The 19859-nt window shown below is 60.2% G+C and carries 18 protein-coding genes; 13 read left to right on the forward strand and 5 right to left on the reverse strand.

What is annotated here, in order from left to right; all coding sequences use genetic code 11:
* The first annotated feature begins 137 nt into the window (after positions 1-137).
* The 4 genes from MF6394_RS05910 to MF6394_RS05925 all read left to right on the forward strand — a co-directional run bounded on the left by MF6394_RS05910 (position 138) and on the right by MF6394_RS05925 (position 4614).
* The gene (locus MF6394_RS05910) at positions 138-788 is read left to right on the forward strand and encodes a DUF1120 domain-containing protein (protein WP_047712273.1); all 651 of its coding nucleotides are present in this window, start codon (positions 138-140) and stop codon (positions 786-788) included.
* Between the two features lie 141 nt (positions 789-929).
* Complete coding sequence (locus tag MF6394_RS05915; RefSeq protein WP_069557955.1) at positions 930-1637, forward strand: fimbria/pilus chaperone family protein; 708 nt, start codon at positions 930-932, stop codon at positions 1635-1637.
* Positions 1637-4084, forward strand: a complete 2448-nt coding sequence (locus MF6394_RS05920; protein WP_238597275.1) for a fimbria/pilus outer membrane usher protein — start codon at positions 1637-1639, stop codon at positions 4082-4084. The genes MF6394_RS05915 and MF6394_RS05920 overlap by 1 nt, the downstream gene beginning before the upstream one ends.
* Complete coding sequence (locus MF6394_RS05925) at positions 4081-4614, forward strand: hypothetical protein (RefSeq protein ID WP_153046002.1); 534 nt, start codon at positions 4081-4083, stop codon at positions 4612-4614. Before MF6394_RS05920 ends, MF6394_RS05925 begins: the two co-directional genes overlap by 4 nt.
* A 2-nt stretch (positions 4615-4616) precedes the next feature.
* Here the strand turns inward: MF6394_RS05925 and MF6394_RS05930 are convergent, their stop codons facing one another.
* Entirely contained in the window at positions 4617-6035 is a 1419-nt protein-coding gene (locus tag MF6394_RS05930) for an aminotransferase-like domain-containing protein (RefSeq protein WP_044269838.1), read from the reverse strand.
* A gap of 165 nt (positions 6036-6200) precedes the next feature.
* Here MF6394_RS05930 and MF6394_RS05935 point away from each other — a divergent pair, with 165 nt between their 5' ends.
* The gene (locus MF6394_RS05935) at positions 6201-6425 is read left to right on the forward strand and encodes a DUF1127 domain-containing protein (protein ID WP_069557953.1); all 225 of its coding nucleotides are present in this window, start codon (positions 6201-6203) and stop codon (positions 6423-6425) included.
* Here MF6394_RS05935 and MF6394_RS05940 read toward each other — a convergent pair whose 3' ends face one another.
* Positions 6426-7718: an NAD(P)/FAD-dependent oxidoreductase gene (locus MF6394_RS05940; RefSeq protein WP_078466325.1), complete on the reverse strand. Its 1293-nt coding sequence runs from the start codon at positions 7716-7718 to the stop codon at positions 6426-6428.
* Between the two features lie 115 nt (positions 7719-7833).
* Here MF6394_RS05940 and MF6394_RS05945 point away from each other — a divergent pair, with 115 nt between their 5' ends.
* Positions 7834-8187, forward strand: coding sequence for a YkgJ family cysteine cluster protein (locus MF6394_RS05945; RefSeq protein WP_003195461.1), 354 nt, complete (start codon positions 7834-7836; stop codon positions 8185-8187).
* 121 nt (positions 8188-8308) lie between these two features.
* Here the strand turns inward: MF6394_RS05945 and MF6394_RS05950 are convergent, their stop codons facing one another.
* A complete protein-coding gene (locus tag MF6394_RS05950; protein ID WP_003176896.1) occupies positions 8309-8797 on the reverse strand; it encodes an Lrp/AsnC ligand binding domain-containing protein in 489 nt (162 codons plus the stop codon).
* A gap of 156 nt (positions 8798-8953) precedes the next feature.
* Between MF6394_RS05950 and dadA the strand changes: the two genes are divergently transcribed.
* The 6 genes from dadA to MF6394_RS05980 all read left to right on the forward strand — a co-directional run bounded on the left by dadA (position 8954) and on the right by MF6394_RS05980 (position 15050).
* Positions 8954-10255 carry a D-amino acid dehydrogenase gene (gene dadA / locus MF6394_RS05955; RefSeq protein ID WP_003195458.1) on the forward strand — a complete coding sequence of 434 codons (1302 nt, stop codon included), beginning with the start codon at positions 8954-8956 and terminating at the stop codon, positions 10253-10255.
* Entirely contained in the window at positions 10227-10580 is a 354-nt protein-coding gene (locus MF6394_RS05960; protein ID WP_044269829.1) for a RidA family protein, read from the forward strand. The genes dadA and MF6394_RS05960 overlap by 29 nt, the downstream gene beginning before the upstream one ends.
* A gap of 77 nt (positions 10581-10657) precedes the next feature.
* The gene (gene alr / locus MF6394_RS05965; RefSeq protein WP_032894547.1) at positions 10658-11731 is read left to right on the forward strand and encodes an alanine racemase; all 1074 of its coding nucleotides are present in this window, start codon (positions 10658-10660) and stop codon (positions 11729-11731) included.
* Positions 11732-11847: 116 nt separating this feature from the next.
* Positions 11848-12396: a cupin domain-containing protein gene (locus MF6394_RS05970; protein ID WP_044269825.1), complete on the forward strand. Its 549-nt coding sequence runs from the start codon at positions 11848-11850 to the stop codon at positions 12394-12396.
* A 182-nt stretch (positions 12397-12578) separates the two neighbouring features.
* Positions 12579-12989 (forward strand): c-type cytochrome, encoded by a 411-nt coding sequence (locus MF6394_RS05975; RefSeq protein ID WP_003195451.1) that lies wholly within the window; start codon positions 12579-12581, stop codon positions 12987-12989.
* Between the two features lie 138 nt (positions 12990-13127).
* A complete protein-coding gene (locus MF6394_RS05980; RefSeq protein ID WP_078466326.1) occupies positions 13128-15050 on the forward strand; it encodes an acetyl-CoA hydrolase/transferase C-terminal domain-containing protein in 1923 nt (640 codons plus the stop codon).
* Between the two features lie 122 nt (positions 15051-15172).
* On the opposite strand, the gene MF6394_RS05985 is transcribed toward MF6394_RS05980, so the two are convergent.
* Both MF6394_RS05985 and rep read right to left on the reverse strand, forming a co-directional pair.
* Positions 15173-15745: a xanthine phosphoribosyltransferase gene (locus MF6394_RS05985; protein ID WP_003195447.1), complete on the reverse strand. Its 573-nt coding sequence runs from the start codon at positions 15743-15745 to the stop codon at positions 15173-15175.
* Positions 15746-15803: 58 nt separating this feature from the next.
* Entirely contained in the window at positions 15804-17813 is a 2010-nt protein-coding gene (gene rep, locus MF6394_RS05990; RefSeq protein ID WP_003195444.1) for a DNA helicase Rep, read from the reverse strand.
* A gap of 267 nt (positions 17814-18080) precedes the next feature.
* On the opposite strand from rep, the gene MF6394_RS05995 reads away from it, so the two are divergent.
* Positions 18081-19745 (forward strand): putative bifunctional diguanylate cyclase/phosphodiesterase, encoded by a 1665-nt coding sequence (locus MF6394_RS05995; RefSeq protein WP_078466327.1) that lies wholly within the window; start codon positions 18081-18083, stop codon positions 19743-19745.
* The last annotated feature ends 114 nt before the right edge of the window (positions 19746-19859 follow it).

A 19859-nucleotide genomic window follows, 5' to 3' on the forward strand; every position in this document is an offset into this window, starting at 1 on the left:
GGTGACGCTTCCTACGCTTCGGTTGGATTATTCCTGTGTGTTGCTCTTTCAAGATTCGAAATGATCGGTGTGCACTGGATCCGTAGGGAGACGCTTTTGATCTTGTGTATTTCAACCACTTTCACTTTGGTATTTCTATGAAAAAGCAACTCCTGAGCGTCACGCTGCTCGCTGCCATGACACCCTTTGCAGCACAGGCGGCAAGCGTTGATCTGCTCGTGACCGGCACGGTTATTCCGACTTCCTGCGTTCCGTCATTCAACGGTGGTTCGACCGTTGACCTGGGGCGTATTCATTCCGCGGCTTTGAGCCCGACTGCACAAAATAATCTGCCGACACGTAACGTCACGCTGAGGATCCAGTGTGACGCCCCGGCTGCGGTTGAAGTGTCGGTGGTGGATAACCGCTTTGCCACCAAAGCACCAGGGCTGATCTTCAATAATCAGACGTCTGATGCCAATTATTATGGGTTGGGTAACGTTCAAGGCGTGGGCATTGGTGGTTTTGCCCTACTGGCCAACAGGGCTTATGCCGGTGGCTACCCGCATGAACTCCTCGTGCGTAGCTCGCTTAATCCCGTGTGGGGGGTTGCAAGCAATGGTTTGGTGCTGGGGGCTCCACTCTCCTATTCGTGGGGTGTGAACGCTACACAAGGCCCCGTCGCAGTAACCCAGCACGCACTGGAAATGAGAGTGGCGGCAGTTATCCGTCCCACCTCCCAGCTACCAGCCGTTACTGACGAGTACAAGCTCGACGGTTCGGTCACCTTCGAAATGAAGTATCTGTGAGCCCACGTACTGCGTGGAGCTTTAGATTCTGATTTGACCGGGATGCCTCGCACGGAGGTTCTCGGCTCGTGATCAACGCATCACTGGGCGTCGTCCGGCGTGAGTTTGCACACGGCGGACGAGGCCCTCTCGGAGAGTGGCATGCACTGTCTTATTTCTTTACGCGCACTCGTCGCCATGACGTTGTCGTGCCTGGCTTTTGTTACCAGCTCTAGCGCGTGCGCTGTTGGCATGGTGCCGGAAACACCCATTGTGATTGTCGACGAGGGCTTGGGAGAAGCCACGTTGAATGTGAAAAACAGCGACGATCAACCCGCCTTGCTTTATAGCACCCTCGAACATATTGCCGAGGATAGCGAACCGTTGGTGCTGCTGGCTCCTCCTGTTGCAAGGGTCGAGCCGGGCAAGAGCCAGCAGGTCAGATTTATCATGCGCGCTACTGCGCCACTCAAAACAGAGCGGCTCAAGCGTGTGGTGTTCGAGGGCATCAAGCCGAGCCAGGACGGCACGGGCGCGCGTATCAGCCTTGGGGTCAGACAGAATATTCCGCTCATTGTGCGTCCAGCCAATCTGGCGGTTGATCGCACACCTTGGAGGCGGTTGGTCTGGAGCGTCGTGGGCGACAAGGTGGAGGTCAGTAACCCCAGCCCGTATGTGGTCCGTCTGGCCAAGTCCGTGACCTTGCTCCCCGGCGGCGCTGTCCTGGACCTGGGCCGCACCTATATCTTGCCCGATGAGCGCTTGGTGCTTGAAGCAAGCTCGTTGCTGGGGACGCATGTAAGGCTTTCCCCCGCAAGTGCCTACGGATTTGCCGTCGGCAGTTACGACGCCCCACTGAGCCGTCATTAATGCTCAAGGGGGTGAGTCAGCTCATTATTCGCTGCGCTTTACGCGTGGGCGTGACCGCACAGATGACTGTCGCTGGAAACGCTTGGGGTCAGGAATGGATCAATTTTGATTCGGCAGTGCTTGAAGCGCGGGGGCTAAGTCCACAAGTGGCCGAGTACTTTCGGGCAGCACCACGGTTCGACGCCGGGCCAAATCAGGTGGAGTTGATAGTCAATGGTGCTTCCGTCGGGCAGGTATTGGCCCTTTTTGATGACGAGGGGCATCTATGTCTCGATGCGCAGTTGCTTCAACAAGCCGGCATCGAGGCTCCGGTATCGGCAGTGCCTGGGGCATTGGGCAAGGCTCGGTGTCCGCGTTTGGCCCAGCATTTTACTGATGTGTTGGTGCGTCCAGATCCTGGCACGCAGCAGGTCTCATTGCTGGTGCCTGTAGATTGGCTGACCAAGTCCTCGCCATTACAGCGCACCTGGTCCCGTGGTGGTGTAGCCGGGGTCTTGAATTACAGCGCATTAGCGGTTGCGGTATCTGGCCCTTCAACGTCAAACCAGTATCGCCACATCAATACGGAAGTCGGTTTGAACGCTGGCGATTGGGTATTGCGCAGTCGACAGAATTACACCCAGTCGGATAACCACTCCCGGTTTGAAAACGTCTACACCCAGGCATCGAGGACGTGGGAGCGTTATCAGGCCAATGTGCAATTGGGGCAGCTCACTTTGCGTTCTTCGTTATTTGGGGGCGGTGCCTTCAGCGGGGTTCAAGTGCTGCCTGATACCGGGCTTACGTCCAGGAACGGCGGGTTGCTTGGCTCGGGATCCGCTGTGGAAGGGGTGGCGTATGGGCCGTCGCGTATTGAGCTGCGACAGAATGGTGCGTTGATTTACACCACGTTGGTGCCCAGCGGCCCCTTTACCTTGCGTGATTTGCCACTTTTGAGCCTGCAGCTGGACCTTGAAGTGACGATCATCGAGGAAGGCGCCGAGCCGCGTAAATTCTGGGTGCCTGCGGCCAATTTGCGTCCGGCGGGTGTAGTGAACACACCAGGATTCGCTTTGGCGGGGGGGCAAGTGCGCAGGTTTTCCAACGATAAGCGTGATCGTCCGAATTTCGTTGCCGGGACTAAGGAGTGGCAGTGGGACACGGCGACATTGTTCACTGCCGGAGCGATGGCGGCCACCGATTATCACGTGCTGGGCCTAGGGTTGGAGCATGCGTTGACGCGCTATTTGAGGGGTAATGTTCAACAATTGAGTTCTTCCGCTGCGTCGACTGGAATAGGTCAAAGCACTCAGGTTGGTTTGAATGTTTCTGTCGGGCCTAAGCTTTCCGCCAACCTCACGGCGATTCGCCGCAGCAAGCAATTCAGAACCTTGGACGACACCGACGCCGACGTCCCGATCGATAACCCCTTCGCCCGGACAGAACGCCAGTGGAGTGCCTCGTTGAGCTACGCAGACCCTTATTGGGGCGCACTGAGCAGTTCGTTTTCGCGTTACGACGGCGGCAGCGCAGGCGGTATATCGAGAGTGGGGGCGGGTTGGTCGCGCTCGTTCCAGGGGGTAAATCTGTCATTGAGCATGGACCGCGACAGCGGCGCCAATGCGCGGGGCCTTGGGGTTTACGCGACGTTGAGCGTGCCGTTGGGGCAGAGTCGCAACTTGAGTGTCTACGCTCGCCGCGATGACCATCGCGGAGCTCGCACGGGGGCTCGCTACAGTGAGCAACTCAGCGACACCGCGCGGTACAGCCTTGCCACCGACCGCACCGAGACTGGCCAGGCGGACTTCAATGCGCGGCTCGGCCTGGTGCCGCGCTACGCCAGTGTCGATGTCGGGCATTCCCGTAGCAGTAGAGGCAACCGTAGTTATGATCTGACCGTGGAAGGCGGTTTGGCTATTCATGACCAGGGTGTGACTGCATCGCCTTATGCGCTGCAGGACACTTTTGGTCTGATCAAGGTCGGAGATGCCGCTGGCGTCAAGGTCCGTACGCCTCAAGGGCCGGTCTGGACAGACCGTGCCGGACGCGCTGTTGCACCTAGCCTGCCGGCCTACCAACTGAGCCGGCTGGAAGTTGACCATGCCAGCCTAGGGAGCAAAACGCAGGTCCTCAACGGTTTTCAGCAAGTTGAAGCAGGACGTGGCGCAGTGCCAAGGCTCGATTTTGCCGTCAGCAATCACCGACCGCTGATGTTGAATGTGCGTACCGACACCGGAGAGTGGGTACCCAAGGGAGGGGGGGTGTACGACCGCAATGGTCGCTACTTGACCACGGTGGTTGATACCGGTGTGGTGTACCTGGACGATGCGCCTGAGCCCATTGTCGTATTGCACCTGCCATTACCTGGTGAGCGCCGCTGTATTGTCGAATTGGACACGCGCCAGCCTGCGCAAACCAATGCGCCCTACCAGACGGCTGATGCCAGTTGTCGGGTGATTGACCTTTGACCGACAGGATAGCCATGAAAAGAATTTTTTTACTGACCACGCTGGTGTGTGCCAGCGCTGCGAACGCGAACGGCGATTGCACGCTGGCGCTCAGTCCCTCCTCAGTGAGTTATGAGGCACGCACGCTCAATATGCTGCAAGTTTCCGGGCATGGCGCAGCGTTGAGTTTCGGCGAGCGGCGCGTGAGATTGAGTGTGGACTGCCCGCGCATGCAGGCGCTCGAAGTGCGCTTCGATGCGCCGGCGGCAAGTCGGGATACTTATCGGTTTGGTCCGGGTGAGTTGCAGTTGCGAGTGGTCTCTGCTCGGCTCGATGGGAGAATGATCGAATGGTCACGGGAGCCTGGCGGCGTGCGTAACGCTTCACTGTTGCGGCCGGGCGACCGTCTTCGGCCAGGGCTAAACGCAGCGTTGACCCAGGGTCAGCAATGGCAGGTTGAGATGATCGTTGAGCCTATCGTCAAACGGCAGGCCGTGAGTATTACTGATTTGAGCCAGTTCCAGGCCCTGGGCAGCTTCCGGCTTGAATAGGCTCAAGCTTCTGCAAGCAATGCCGCAGCGGCTGCACCCACCTTGCGCACGGCCTCTTCAATCTGCGCCGTTGGCTTGGCAGCGTAGTTCATGCGCAAGCAGTTACGGTACTTGCCGGAGGCGGAGAAGATACTGCCCACCGCCACCTGTACGCCTTGTTCCAACAGCACGCGGTTGAGCTTCAAGGTGTCGAACCCTTCAGGCAGTTCGATCCACAGCATGAAGCTGCCCTGGGGCCGGCTGGCGCGCGTGCCAGCGGGGAAATAACGGCTGACCCAATCAAGCATCAAGTCGCGATTACGCTGGTATTGGGCGCGCATCCTGCGTAAATGCGGCTCGAAATGCCCGCCTTTGAGGAATTCGGCAATGGCGATCTGCGGCTGTGTGGCCGTAGAACCGGTGCTGATGTATTTCATGTGCAGCACCCGTTCCAGGTAGCGTCCCGGTGCGACCCAACCAATGCGCAGGCCGGGCGCCAGGGTTTTGGAGAAGGAGCTGCACAGCAGCACACGGCCGTCTTCATCGAAGGATTTGATGGTGCGCGGGCGCGGGTAGCTGTAGGCCAGTTCGCCATACACATCGTCTTCAATAATCGCCACGTCAAAGCGCTGTGCCAGGGTCAGCAAGGCGCGTTTGCGCGCTTCCGGCATGATGTAGCCCAAGGGGTTGTTGCAGTTTGGGGTGAGCTGGATGACTTTGATCGGCCACTGTTCCAGCGCCAGTTCCAGGGCTTCGAGGCTGATGCCGGTGAGCGGGTCGGTGGGGATTTCCAGGGCTTTCATGCCCAGGCCCTTGAGGGTCTGCATGGCGCCGTGGAAGCTGGGCGAATCCACCGCAACGATATCGCCGGGCTCACAAATCGCGTGAATGCTGGCGGAGAGGGCTTCGTGGCAACCGGTGGTGATCACGATGTCTTCGGCGCTCAGTTGGCAGCCAGAATCTAATGACAGCCGGGCAATTTGCTCACGCAGTTCCATACAGCCGAGGATGTTGTCGTAATACAGCCCCGGCAGGTCTTGGCGGCGGCTGACACGGGCGAGGCTACGCAGCAGCGGCTTCAAGGTAGGCGACAGTACATCCGGCATGCCCCGACCCATCTGTATGACGTCTTTGCGCGGCACCGCACGAATCAGTTCCAGCACCAGGTCCCACTGGGAGATCTCCACTGGCCGTTGGGCCGGGCGGCCTATTTCGGGCAGCGCCGGCAGTTCACGGCCCACCGGCACAAAATAGCCCGACTTGGGCTTGGGCGTCGCCAAACCGTTGTCTTCGAGCAACCGATACGCCTGCTGCACGGTGCTCAGGCTCACCCCATGCTCCACGCTCAAAGCCCGCACTGAAGGCAGCCGATCGCCCGGCCGATAGAAGCCCTGTTCGATGCGGGTGCCGAGCAATTCGGCGAGGTTGACGTAAAGGGTCATGGTGCTCACTCCCGAGGACCAGTACAGATAGAGGCAAAATACAGGATTCAGCCGCGCAGAGGGAGTATCTGTATGGGTTTAATAAAAGTTTGCTGAATCTGTCATGGTTCTGGCCGCCCGCGCATGCTGGTCACTCAAGGCAACAGGCCAATGAGGGGCAGTCAAATGAGCGGCATGAGCGATGTACGGCTGGCGTTACGCAGTCAGGAACTGGAAATGGCGCAGGAACAGGTGATCACTGCCCCTGCGCCTGGCCGCTGGAGTCTGTTCTGGCGCCGTCGTCATACGCGCAAGGCCCTGCTGGACCTGAGCCGCGAGCAGTTACGCGACATCGGGCTGACCGCCGAGCAGGCGCGCCGTGAGGGTTTGAAACCCTTCTGGCGCGATTGATCAGAGCAGTTCTTTGAGACGGTGCCAGAGCATCCCCAGGGCCAGCAGCGGCGAACGCAGGTGTTTGCCGCCGGGAAAGGTGATGTGAGGCACTTGGGCGAACAGATCGAAGCGCCCCTGTTGCTCGCCGCTGATGGCCTCGGCCAACAGCTTGCCCGCCAGGTGCGTGGCGTTGAGGCCATGGCCGGCATAGGCCTGGGCGTAATACACGTTGGGTTGATCGGCCAGGCGGCCAATTTGCGGCAGGCGGTTGGCGCCGATGCCGATCATGCCGCCCCATTGGTAGTCGATTTTCACGTCAGCCAATTGGGGGAATACCTGCAGCATCTTCGGCCGCATGTAGGCGCCGATATCCTTGGGGTCTCGACCGGAGTAGTGGCAGGCGCCGCCGAACAACAGACGACGGTCGGCGGACAGGCGGAAGTAATCCACCGTCACGCGCTGGTCACACACGGCCATGTTCTGCGGTAACAGGCTGGTGGCCTGCGCTTGGCTCAAGGGCTCGGTGGCAATGATGTAACTGCCGGCGGGCAGCACCTTGCCGCTCAGTTGCGGGTTGAGCCCGTTCAGGTAGGCGTTGCAGGCCAGTACCAGGGTTTTGGCGCGCACAGTGCCTTGGGCGGTATGCACCTTGACCTCAGGGCCATAGTCGATGCGGGTCACTTGGGATTGCTCGTACAGCGCCACGCCCAACTGCTGGGCGACGGCAGCCTCACCCAGTGCCAGGTTCAGCGGGTGCAGGTGGCCGGAACCCATGTCGATCATGCCGCCTACATAGCGATCAGAGCCGATTACCGTGCCCATCTCGCTGGCTTGCAACAGGCGCACGTCGTGGCGGTAACCCAGGCTGCGAAGCTCTTCGGCATCCTCGGCCAAGCCCTGCAGGTCGCGGGGTTTGTTGGCCAGGTCGCAGTAGCCCCAGGTCAGGTCGCAGGGGATCTGGAAGCGCTCGACACGCTCGCGCACGATCTCCACGGCTTCCAGGCCCATCAGCTTCATCTGGCGCACGCCGTCGCTGCCGCTCACCCGGGTGAACTGATCCAGCCCGTGGCCGACACCGCGAATCAACTGGCCGCCATTGCGCCCGCTGGCGCCCCAGCCGATCTTGCGCGCCTCCAGCAACACCACGCGAAAGCCGCGCTCGGCCAATTCCAGGGCGGTGTTGAGCCCGGAGAACCCTCCGCCGATCACACAGACATCGGCGTTCACCTCACCCGTCAGCGTCGGGTAATCCGGTTGCGGCACGCTGCTGGCAGCGTAGTAGGAAGCGGTGTGCCGGGCGCTGGCGGTCATGGGGAACCTCCCTGTCTGGAAAATTTGACGCAGGATACAGTGGTCGCACGACGCTGTCTGCGCGGGGCGTTTTGCGTCAGAATCCACGTCTATTCGCCGTTCGGTATGGGTTTCGATGAGTTGCAACAGTCAGAAAATCAGCGCGCTGCGTCGCCAGATTCCTTCGTTTGAGTGCGTCCCGGGTTGCCACGACTGCTGTGGGCCGGTGACCACCTCGCCCGAGGAAATGTCGCGCCTGCCGCGCAAGACCGCCGCGGAGCAAGAGGCGGCGATGGACGAGCTGAACTGCGTGCACCTGGGGCCCAAGGGCTGCACGGTGTATGACGAGCGGCCGCTGATCTGTCGCCTGTTCGGCACCACCAAGACCTTGCCGTGCCCTAATGGCCGCCGGCCGGTGGAGCTGATTCATCCGCGGGTGGAGAAGCAGATTCACGAGTACATGGCGAGTACCCGGCAGGTGCTGGTCTGACGCGATCATCTTGTAGGAGCGAGCTTGCTCGCGAAGGCCGTCAACGGTAACGCAGCGCCTCTGGTTTAACGTGGCGCCCTCGGGTTTTTCGCGAGCAAGCTCGCTCCTACAGGGGTTGAATTCAGTCCGGAATCGGCAGGTTCAGGCTCTCTTTCACCTCTTCCATCACGATATAGCTCTTGGATTCGCGCACATGAGGGAGCTTGAGCAGGATATCGCCCAGCAATTTGCGGTACGACGCCATCTCGGAAATACGCGCTTTCACCAGGTAGTCGAAATCCCCCGACACCAGGTGGCACTCAAGCACATGGGGTAGTTTCAGCACCGCGCGACGAAATTCTTCAAAGGTGTCACCCGACTTGTAATCCAGGCTGATCTCGACAAATACCAGCAAACTTCCCTTCAAATGCTGGGGATTGAGCCGTGCGTTGTAGCCCATGATGATCCCTTCGCGCTCCAGGCGCCGCACGCGCTCGGTGCAGGGCGTGGTGGACAGCCCGACCTTTTCCCCCAGCTCCGTGAACGAGATACGCCCGTCGGTTTGCAGGATGCGCAGGATATTGCGGTCGATCTTGTCCAGCTCCCGCTTGGTCTGGGTGTTGGTACGCATAGGGGATACGCCTCTGTCAAAAGGGTTTTTGCCAAGAATTGTCGCCAAATATAGGCATTTATATAGTGAAATGCACTGCCGATTGTTTTTTACACTGCGCCCATCATTGCTCGAATAACACACGTCAGCGGCCAAGCCCGCGATGAGGATATAAAAATGCGCGTTCTGGTCTTGGGTAGCGGCGTCATTGGGGTGACCAGTGCCTACTATTTGGCGCGGGCCGGCTTCGACGTTGTGGTGGTTGATCGTCAGCCTGCCGCTGCCATGGAAACCAGTTTCGCCAACGCCGGCCAGGTGTCCCCTGGCTACGCCTCGCCATGGGCCGCGCCGGGTGTGCCGCTCAAGGCCATCAAATGGCTGCTTCAGCGCCACGCGCCGCTGGCGATCAAGGCCACTGCCGATATCGATCAATACTTGTGGATGGCGCAGATGCTGCGCAACTGCACGGCCAGCCGCTATGCGGTGAACAAGGAGCGAATGGTGCGCCTGTCCGAGTACAGCCGCGACTGCCTCGACGAACTGCGCGCCGAGACCGGCATTGCCTACGAAGGCCGCAGCCTCGGGACCACACAATTGTTCCGCACCCAGGCCCAGCTCGATGGCGCCGCCAAGGACATCGCCGTGCTGAAAGAGTCCGGTGTGCCGTTCGAATTGCTCGACCGTGCCGGCATTGCGCGGGTTGAACCGGCGCTGGCCAGCGTCACCGATATCCTCGCCGGGGCCCTGCGCCTGCCCAACGATCAGACGGGCGATTGCCAGATGTTCACCACGCGCCTGGTCGACATGTGCAAACAATTGGGCGTGGAATTCCGCTTCGAACAAGACATCCAGCGCCTGGACTACGCAGGCGACCGCATCAACGGTGTGCTGATCGACGGCAAGCTGGAAACCGCCGACCGCTATGTCCTGGCCCTCGGCAGTTACTCGCCCAAGCTGCTCAAGCCACTCGGGATCAAGGCGCCGGTGTACCCGCTCAAGGGTTATTCGCTGACTGTGCCGATCACCAACCCGGCAATGGCGCCGACCTCGACCATTCTCGATGAGACCTACAAAGTCGCGATCACCCGTTTCGACAACCGCATTCGCGTCGGTGGCATGGCTGAAATAGCCGGTTTTGACCTGTCGCTGAACCCGCGGCGACGCGAAACCCTGGAGATGATCGTCAACGACCTTTATCCTCAGGGCGGCGATCTGGCCCAAGCCAGTTTCTGGACCGGCCTGCGCCCGACCACCCCGGACGGCACACCGATTGTGGGTGCCACGCCGTTCAAGAACCTGTTCTTGAACACAGGCCACGGTACCCTCGGTTGGACCATGGCTTGTGGTTCCGGTCGCTTGCTGGCCGACCTGATGGCGAAAAAAACGCCGCAGATCAGCGCCGCAGGCCTCGATATTTCCCGTTATGGCAACCACCAGGAGTCCGCACAACATGTCAATCCAGCGCCAGCTCACCAATGAGCGCATGAGCCAGATCGTTGTCCACAGCGGTACCGTGTATCTGGCAGGGCAAGTCGGCGACGATATGAGCGCCGGGATTGAACAACAGACCGGTGAAACCCTGGCCAATATCGAGCGCTTGCTGGACCTTGCCGGTACCGACAAGACCAAGTTGCTGTCGGTGACGATCTATCTGAAGGATATTGACGCCGACTTCGCCCTGATGAACGCGGTATGGGACAAATGGCTGCCCAAAGGCGTCGCCCCGGCCCGCGCCACCGTGCAAGCCAAGCTGTGCGAACCCGAGATTCTGGTAGAGCTGTCTGTCGTGGCTGCGCTGCCTTAACAACGATCCCTCTCCCGGTGCCGAGGTTGTTGGTCGGCACCGGTTTTTTTTACTTTGCTGCCTAGAAGCCTGCCGCCATGCGTCCAGCCCGTGCCCTGATCGACCTCCAAGCCCTGCGCCATAACTACCAACTGGCCCGAGAAGTCACCGGGGCCAAGGCCCTTGCCGTGATCAAGGCCGATGCCTACGGCCATGGTGCGGTGCCCGTGGCCCAGGCGCTGGAAGCCGAAGCTGACGGGTTTGCCGTGGCGTGCATCGAGGAAGCGCTGGAACTGCGAGCCGCCGGCATTCGTGCGCCGGTGTTGCTGCTGGAAGGTTTTTTCGAAGCCGACGAGTTGCCGCTGATCATCGAGCAGGATTTGTGGTGCGTGGTGCATTCGTTGTGGCAGTTGGAGGCCATCGAACAGGCGCGCCTGAGCAAACCGCTCACAGTGTGGCTGAAGCTGGATTCGGGCATGCACCGTGTGGGCCTGCACCCCAAGGATTACCAGGAGGCCTATCAGCGCCTGCTGGCCAGCGGCAAAGTGGCGAAAATTGTGTTGATGAGCCATTTTGCCCGCGCCGATGAGCTCGATTGCGTCAGCAGCAACGAACAAGTAACGGTCTTCGAGGCGGCGCGTCAGGGGCTGGCGGCTGAAGTCAGCCTGCGCAACTCACCCTCTGTATTGGGCTGGCCGAGCGTGTCCAGTGACTGGGTGCGCCCCGGCATCATGCTGTACGGCGCAACGCCCTTTGGCGAAGACCAGGCCCTCGCCGCGCGCTTGCAGCCGGTGATGACCCTGGAGTCCAAAGTGATCTGCGTGCGCGAATTGCCAGCCGGTGAGCCGGTGGGCTACGGCGCCAGGTTCGTCACGCCCAAGCCGATGCGCGTCGGTGTGGTTGCCATGGGCTATGCCGATGGTTACCCGCGCCATGCGCCGACCGGCACACCGGTGCTGGTGGCTGGCCAGCGCAGCCGGTTGCTGGGGCGCGTGTCCATGGACATGCTGTGTGTCGACCTCACCGACTTGCCCCAAGCGGGCCTCGGTTCCACTGTGGAACTGTGGGGCAAGCACATCCTCGCCAGTGACGTTGCCGTCGCCGCCGAGACCATCCCCTATCAGATTTTTTGCAACCTGCGCCGAGTGCCAAGGCTCTATTGCGGCGCTTAGCCGCCGGCAACGAACCGAGCAGGCCGGGATTTAGGCCCAAGTGTTGTAAATACTGAACGCTGTCGCCATGATAACGCTCAATTACAACAAAGCCTGAATCCTAGGAGGCTCCTGCATTGGACGTCGGCGAACGACTGCAATCCATCCGTAAACTCAAAGGTCTTTCCCAGCGTGAGCTCGCCAAGCGTGCGGGTGTCACCAACAGCACCATTTCGATGATCGAGAAAAACAGCGTCAGCCCCTCGATCAGCTCCCTGCGCAAGGTGCTGGGCGGTATCCCCATGTCCATGGTCGAGTTCTTCTCCGAGGAAGTCCTCCAGGAAATACCGACGCAGATCGTCTATAAAGCCAATGAGCTGATCGACATCTCTGACGGTGCCGTCACCATGAAACTGGTGGGCCGGGCGCGCCCGAGCCGGGCCATCGCGTTTCTCACCGAGATCTACCCGCCAGGTGCCGACACGGGCGAAGAAATGCTCACCCATGAAGGCGAAGAAACCGGGATTCTGGTGGAAGGTCGCCTGGAATTGGTGGTCGGTCTTGAAACTTTTGTGCTCGAGGCGGGCGATAGCTACTACTTTGAAAGTACCAAGCCCCATCGTTTTCGCAATCCGTTCGACGTGCCGGCGCGACTAATCAGCGCAGCCACCCCCGCGAACTTTTAAGAATAGAGGCGCCCTGCCAGCGTTGCAGAGGTTCCCGCAGTTGTACACCGTGAGGCCGAATCTCCCTTTATTTAATAGGGTTGTTTCGGCCAAGCGGGCTAACCGTTATACTTTCGCCGCCTGCGAAACCGTGGCCGCAGGCGTGAATAGCCACCATTGAGGGTGAACGCGTGAACCTAATTATGAAAATGCTGGCTGCACCAGCAACCGTACTGGCCCTATGGGCTGTCAGCGCTCAAGCTGCGACCAACGACGACATTGCCAAGCGCCTGGAGCCTGTGGGCCAGGTTTGCGTCCAGGGCCAGGAATGCAAGGGCATGGAAGTCGCCGTGGCAGCGGGCGGCGGTGGCGCGAAAACCCCGGACGAGATCATCGCCAAGCACTGTAATGCCTGCCACAGCACGGGCTTGTTGGGTGCGCCGAAAATTGGCGACACCGCCGCATGGAAAGAACGCGCCGACCATCAAGGTGGCCTTGATGGCATCCTGGCCAAGGCCATCACCGGTATCAACGCCATGCCGCCTAAAGGCACCTGCGCTGATTGCTCGGATGACGACCTCAAGGGTGCGATCAAGAAGATGTCCGGGCTGTAATCGGCCGATCTTCGCCAAAAATGCCGCTTACGAGCGGCTTTTTTGTGCCTGCGATTTATGTATTGAGGCTGTTCATTGCAGCAAAGACCCGGCAAGCTCGGTCCAACTCCAATTCATGGAATGTTCGGGAGCAGTCGGATGGTGCAGTTGTGTTCAATCGAGCAAGCAGTTGACGACGTACTGGAGCGCCTGCCGGCGCATATCCACATGGGCATGCCCTTGGGCCTGGGCAAGCCCAATTTGTTCGTAAACGCGCTGTACCGGCGCATCGCCAAGTTGCCGGAGCGGGCGCTGACTATCTACACCGCGTTGAGCCTGGGTCGCCCGACCATGGGGGATGGCTTGCAGAAACGCTTTCTCGAACCCTTTATCGAACGGGTGTTTGGCGACTACCCCGAACTAGACTTTCTCGCCGACCTGCACAAGGGCAGCCTGCCGAAGAACATCCGTGTGCAGCAATTCTTCATGCAGCCTGGCAGCCTGCTCCACAGCGCCGCGGCGCAGCAGGATTACGTCAGCAGCAACTACAGCCATGCGGCGCGCGACATCAATGCCGCCGGCCTGAACCTGGTGGCGCAACTGGTTGCCAGTAGCAGCGAGCATCCCGACCGCCTGAGCCTGAGCTGCAACCCGGATATCACCCTCGACCTGATGCCCATGATCGCCAAGCGCCGCGCGGCCGGGGAGACCATCCTGGTCGTTGGCCAGGTCCATAGCGACTTGCCCTACATGCCCGGTGATGCCGAGCTGGGCATGGATGAGTTCGACTACCTGCTGGATGAAAAAGACAGCACCACGTTGTTCTCCACGCCGAATATGCCGGTGGGCTTTCAGGACCATTTTATCGGCCTGCATGCCAGTACCCTGGTGCGTGATGGCGGTACGTTGCAGATTGGTATCGGCTCCATGGGCGATGCGCTGACCGCTGCCTTGCTGGCGCGCCAGGCCGACAACGAGGCCTATCGCCTGTTGCTCACCGACCTGGATGTGTACCAGTGGGCGCCGTTGATCAGCCGCGAAGGCGGTGTCGAGCCGTTTGCCCGTGGCCTTTACGGTTGCAGCGAGATGTTCGTCAACGGCCTGCTGGTATTGGCCGATGCCGGTATTGTGCGGCGCAAGGTCTACCCGGATGTGGCGACCCAGACGCAGGCCAACGCGGGCACCCTGGACGACGCCGCGCAACCCGACGGCGTGGCGATCCATGGCGGTTTCTTCCTGGGGCCGCGCAGTTTTTACCAGCGCTTGCAGGAGATGCCCCACGCCAAGCGCCAGGCATTCAACATGACCCGCATCAGCTACATCAACGAGCTGTACGGTCAGGAAGAACTCAAGCGCCTGCAGCGCCTGGATGCGCGGTTTATCAACAGCGCGATCATGGTCACCTTGCTCGGCGCTGGCGTGGCCGATCAGTTGGAAGACGGTCGAGTGCTCAGTGGCGTCGGCGGGCAATACAATTTCGTAGCCCAGGGGCATGCGCTGGAAGGCGCACGCTCAATCCTGATTTTGCGCAGCTGGCGTGAGTCGGCGGGAGAGGTCAGTTCCAATATTGTCTGGGAGTACGGGCACTGCACCATTCCCCGGCACCTGCGGGATATTGTCATTACCGAATACGGCATTGCCGACTTGCGCGGCCAGACGGATGCCAAGGTGATCGAAGCGCTGCTGAACATCACCGACTCCAGGTTCCAGCGCGACTTGATTGAACAGGCGCAAAAGGCCGGCAAATTGCCCAAGGATTTCCAACTGGATCCGCGTTTTGCCGACAACACGCCAGAGCGGCTTCAGGCGATTCAGGCCAGGCATCGTCGCCTGTTCCCGGAATACCCCTTGGGCAGCGACTTCACGGATGAGGAGCGGGATTTGTTGCGGGCGCTGAACTGGCTCAAGAGCAAATTCAAGCTCACCGAGATTCTGGAGTTGGGCAAGGCGGCACTCGACGCGCCGGAGCCGGAGGCCTTTCCCAAGCATTTGCAGCGCATGCGCTTGGCTAAGCCGGAGGGCATCAAGGAAGACCTGTACCAACGCTTGCTGCTGGCTGGCCTGCAGGCCACCGCCCACTGATAGGCCAACGCAAAACCCAATGTGGGAGCTGGCTTGCCTGCGATGAGGGGCTTTCAGTCGACACCTCTGTCGCCTGATACACCGCTATCGCAGGCAAGCCAGCTCCCACATTTAGTTAGTGACTACTCGATAAAGGTCACGACACCACCGGCCAGCGACTTCACCCGCGCCAGCGACTCAACCCGATAACCCTGAGCATCCAGTTCCGCACGCCCACCCTGGAACGACTTCTCGATCACAATGCCCAGGCCGGCTACGGTCGCGCCGGCCTGCTTGATGATCGAGATCAGTGCCTGGGACGCCTTGCCGTTGGCCAAAAAGTCATCGATCACCAGCACGCGGTCGCTGCTGGTCAGGTGGCGCGGGGAGATCGCCACGGTGCTTTCGGTTTTCTTGGTGAAGGAATACACCGTGGCCGACAGCAGGTTTTCCGTGAGGGTCAAGGATTGCTGCTTGCGGGCGAAGATCACCGGCACGCCCAGGTTCAGCCCGGTCATGATCGCCGGTGCAATGCCCGAGGCTTCGATGGTGACGATCTTGGTGATGCCCGAATCCTTGAACAGCGCGGCGAATTCGTCGCCGATCAGTTTCATCAGCGCCGGGTCGATCTGGTGGTTCAAAAAGGCGTCAACCTTGAGGACCTGATCGGAAAGCACGATGCCTTCTTCGCGAATTTTCTTGTGCAGTGCTTCCACGGAAAGCTTCCTCTAATGGCGCGTTGTGCGCCGAAAGTAGATTAAAAATTAGTCGATTCTAGCGCTTTAGCATCGCGCGTATATCCGCCAAGGCAGTGTTGCCGCGAACGGCCTTCACCTCGGTGGGCGTGTCGTCATTGCCTTCCCAGGCCAGGTCGTCCGGCGGCAGTTCATCCAGGAACCGGCTGGGGGCACAATCGATGATTTCACCGTATTGCTTGCGCTTGGCGGCAAAGGTGAAGGCCAGGGTCTGACGTGCGCGGGTAATGCCCACGTAGGCCAGGCGGCGTTCTTCTTCGATAGTGTCGGCTTCGATACTGGAGCGGTGCGGAAGGATTTCCTCTTCCATGCCCATGATGAACACGTAGGGGAATTCCAGGCCCTTGGACGCATGCAAGGTCATCATCTGCACGCCTTCGGCGCCGTCTTCCTCTTCTTGCTGGCGCTCGAGCATGTCGCGCAACACCAGTTTGCCGATGGCGTCCTCGACGGTCATCTCGCCGTCTTCGTCTTTTTCCAGGGTGTTCTTCAACGCCTCGATCAGGAACCAGACGTTGCCCATGCGGTAATCGGCGGCCTTGTCGCTGGAACTGTTGGTGCGCAGCCAGTTTTCATAGTCGATGTCCATGACCATGCTGCGCAGGGCGCTGATCGGGTCTTCGCCGGCGCACTGTTCGCGCACCTTGTCCATGAAGCGCTTGAAGCGTGACAGGCGATCGGTGAAGCGCGTGTCCAGGTGTTCGCCCAGGCCGATTTCGTCGGTGGCGGCGTACATCGAGATCTTGCGTTCGGTGGCGTAGTTACCGAGCTTTTCCAGGGTGGTGGAGCCGATTTCCCGGCGCGGCACGTTGATCACGCGCAGGAAGGCGTTGTCGTCGTCCGGGTTCACGATCAACCGGAAGTAGGCCATCAGGTCTTTGACTTCCTGGCGTCCGAAAAAGCTGTTGCCGCCTGAAAGGCGATACGGCACCTGGTGGTGCTGCAATTTCAGCTCGATCAGCTTGGCCTGGTAGTTGCCGCGATACAGGATCGCAAAGTCGCTGTAGGGCCTGTCGGTGCGCAAGTGCAGGCTGAGGATTTCCACGGCCACGCGCTCGGCTTCGGCGTCTTCGTTGCGGCAGCGGATCACACGGATCTCGTCGCCATGGCCCATCTCGCTCCACAGTTGTTTTTCAAACTCGTGGGGGTTGTTGGAGATCAGCACGTTGGCGCAGCGCAGGATGCGGCTGGTGGAGCGGTAGTTCTGCTCCAGCATCACCACTTTCAAGGAGGGGTAGTCTTCCTTGAGCAGCATCAGGTTTTCCGGGCGGGCGCCGCGCCAGGCGTAGATCGACTGGTCGTCGTCGCCTACCACGGTGAACTGGTTGCGCGTGCCGATCAGCAACTTCACCAGCAGGTATTGGCTGGCGTTGGTGTCCTGGTACTCGTCCACCAGCAGGTAGCGCACCTTGTTTTGCCACTTTTCCAGGATGTCCTTGTGCTCCTGGAACAGCTTGACCGGTAGCAGGATCAGGTCGTCGAAGTCCACCGCGTTGAACGCCTTGAGCGTGCGCTGGTAGTGGGTGTAGACGATGGCGGCGGTCTGTTCCTTGGGGTTGCGTGCGGCTTCCAGGGCTTCGGCGGGCAGGATCAGGTCGTTTTTCCAGGCGCCGATCATGTTCTTGATCTCGTCAACGCCGTCGTCGCCTGCGTATTCCTTCTGCATGATGTCGGTCATCAAGGCCTTGACGTCGGTCTCGTCGAAGATCGAGAAGCCCGGCTTATAGCCCAGCCGCACATGCTCCTTGCGGATGATGTTCAGGCCCAGGTTGTGGAAGGTACACACGGTGAGGCCACGGCCTTCGCCACCCTTGAGCAGGGTGCCGACGCGCTCTTTCATTTCCCGCGCCGCCTTGTTGGTGAAGGTCATGGCGACGATGTACTGGGCGCGGATGCCGCAGTTCTGGATCAAGTGCGCGATCTTGCGGGTGATCACGCTGGTCTTGCCGGAGCCTGCACCGGCGAGCACCAATAGAGGGCCGCCGACGTAGTTCACGGCTTCTTGCTGCCGGGGATTGAGTCGGGACATACGGAATTTTTAGGGGTCGTTGTTCAAAAGGGCGGGCATTTTAACAGGCTGGAAAGATTCTGCTGCCATAGAACGACGGTGTGACGTACCACTCGATCTAAATTTGCCGGTTTTGCTACTTTGCCGCAGGATGTTAAGGATTATTCGAGACTAATATTTACAGTCTACGTGTTTGATAACACCTATCATTTGTCATCCTTTGTCATTGTCAGGCCGCACGTCATAATGGCACCGCTAATGAAATTTTGCAGAGTCTAGGGAGTTAGCGTGTCTACGCCTGTCGAACCCTTGCGTTTGCTGCTGCTGGCCGATGAGCCCGAGTGGGCGGCGTTGTTGCGCGAGTGCCTGGCGCCGATGGGCGAAGGGGCTGTGCTGATCAGTGCGCCCAACTGGGACTCGGTGAGCCGCCTGTTCGATGACGACCAGGGTGCTGTGTTATTGACCACGCCCAGCCTGCAGCCCGCCCCCGGCCGGTGCAGCCTGCCGTGTGTATTGCTGCTGGAGCAGGAGCCACTGGTGTCGCCGCTGGGTGTCAGCGATTGGTTGGTGCTGGAGGCATTGGACGCCGACACATTGCGCCGCTGTCTGCGGCATGTGCGCGAGCGCGGCGTGCTGGAGAACACCTTGCAGCGCCTGGCCGAGCAGGACCCGCTCACCGGTATTGCCAACCGCCAGGGCTTCCAGACCTTGCTGGCCGCGCGCTTGGCGGACAACGACGGCCGCGGCCTGGCCCTCGGTCATCTGGACCTGGACAATTTTCGTCACGCCAACGATGCCCTCGGCCATCAGGCGGGCGACCGGTTGATCCTGCAAGTGGTGTCGCGGCTCAAGAGCCAGCTCGAAGCCGGGGACCAACTGGCGCGCCTGGGCAGCGATGAGTTTGCCTTGTTGATTGATACCCGCCGGGCGCCCCAGCGCGCCGAATGGATGGCCGAGCGCATCACTGAAGTGATGGCCGAACCCTATTGGGTAGATGGCGAAAGCCTGTTGATCGGTTGCAGCCTGGGCATGGCCCATGCGCGCGCCCGTGCTGGCGCCGACCCGTTGATGTGGCACGCCCATATCGCCATGCAGCAGGCCAAAAGCACCCAGGGCTGTACCTTTCATATCTTCAATGAACGCATCAACCGCAACGCCCGCAGCCTTGCCGACCTGGAAAGCGAACTGCGCCGGGCCTTGCGTCGTGATGAGTTGGAGCTGCATTACCAGCCGCGCCTGGACCTGGACGACGGCCATATCGTTGGCCTCGAAGCCCTGGTGCGCTGGCGCCACGGCGAGCGTGGCTTGTTGCCGCCCAGCGAATTCGTACCGCTGGCCGAACAGAGTGGCCTGATCGTCCCATTGGGTTACTGGGTGATCTCCCGCGCCCTGCGCGACATGCAAGACCTGCGTGAACGCGGCCTGCCGCCACTGCACATGGCGGTCAACCTGTCGTTTCGCCAGTTTCAGGACAGCCAGTTGCTGTCCACCCTCAGCCGCCTGATTGCCGAGCGCGGCGTGGAAGCGCAATGGCTGGAGTTCGAACTGACCGAAACCGCCGTGATGCGCCGCAGCGACCTGGTCAAACAGACCATGGATGCCCTTGGCCGGTTGGGTGTGCGGTTTTCCCTGGATGACTTCGGCACCGGTTTTTCATCGTTTGTGCACCTCAACAGCCTGCCGATTGCCTTGTTGAAGATCGACAAGAGTTTTGTCGGCGGCATGGAAGAACGCGAAGAAAACCGCAAGCTGGTGCACGCCATGATCAACCTGGCCCACAACCTCAACCTGGAAGTGGTGGCCGAAGGCGTGGAAACCCCCGAGCAGCTTGAGCTTTTGCGTTTGTTTGGGTGCGACCAGGTCCAGGGTTACCTGATCAGCAAGCCGTTGCCCTTGCCAGAACTGGTGGAATACCTGCTGTTCGGGCAAAGCCAGCAGGCGCTGTTGGGTTAAGCCTTTAAAGTGGTTCAAATGTGGGAGCGGGCTTGCCTGCGATAGCGGCCTGGCAGCCGACGCCCATCCACCTGACACCCCACAATCAAACTGCGGGCTTGCTCGCGAAGGCGG

The sequence above is a fragment of the Pseudomonas sp. MF6394 genome, from assembly GCF_002018845.1.
Classification (GTDB): domain Bacteria; phylum Pseudomonadota; class Gammaproteobacteria; order Pseudomonadales; family Pseudomonadaceae; genus Aquipseudomonas; species Aquipseudomonas lactis.

Bases quoted from the DNA above. Each gene is read 5' to 3' on its own strand.
- MF6394_RS05910 (WP_047712273.1), top strand. From the start codon at position 138: ATGAAAAAGCAACTCCTGAGCGTCACGCTGCTCGCTGCCATGACACCC.
- MF6394_RS05940 (WP_078466325.1), bottom strand. From the start codon at position 7,718: ATGACCGCCAGCGCCCGGCACACCGCTTCCTACTACGCTGCCAGCAGC.
- MF6394_RS05950 (WP_003176896.1), bottom strand. From the start codon at position 8,797: ATGCGTACCAACACCCAGACCAAGCGGGAGCTGGACAAGATCGACCGC.
- MF6394_RS05960 (WP_044269829.1), top strand. From the start codon at position 10,227: ATGTCAATCCAGCGCCAGCTCACCAATGAGCGCATGAGCCAGATCGTT.
- MF6394_RS05975 (WP_003195451.1), top strand. From the start codon at position 12,579: ATGAAAATGCTGGCTGCACCAGCAACCGTACTGGCCCTATGGGCTGTC.
- MF6394_RS05935 (WP_069557953.1), top strand. From the start codon at position 6,201: ATGAGCGGCATGAGCGATGTACGGCTGGCGTTACGCAGTCAGGAACTG.
- MF6394_RS05915 (WP_069557955.1), top strand. From the start codon at position 930: ATGCACTGTCTTATTTCTTTACGCGCACTCGTCGCCATGACGTTGTCG.
- dadA (WP_003195458.1), top strand. From the start codon at position 8,954: ATGCGCGTTCTGGTCTTGGGTAGCGGCGTCATTGGGGTGACCAGTGCC.
- MF6394_RS05930 (WP_044269838.1), bottom strand. From the start codon at position 6,035: ATGACCCTTTACGTCAACCTCGCCGAATTGCTCGGCACCCGCATCGAA.
- MF6394_RS05980 (WP_078466326.1), top strand. From the start codon at position 13,128: ATGGTGCAGTTGTGTTCAATCGAGCAAGCAGTTGACGACGTACTGGAG.
- rep (WP_003195444.1), bottom strand. From the start codon at position 17,813: ATGTCCCGACTCAATCCCCGGCAGCAAGAAGCCGTGAACTACGTCGGC.
- MF6394_RS05945 (WP_003195461.1), top strand. From the start codon at position 7,834: ATGAGTTGCAACAGTCAGAAAATCAGCGCGCTGCGTCGCCAGATTCCT.
- MF6394_RS05920 (WP_238597275.1), top strand. From the start codon at position 1,637: ATGCTCAAGGGGGTGAGTCAGCTCATTATTCGCTGCGCTTTACGCGTG.
- alr (WP_032894547.1), top strand. From the start codon at position 10,658: ATGCGTCCAGCCCGTGCCCTGATCGACCTCCAAGCCCTGCGCCATAAC.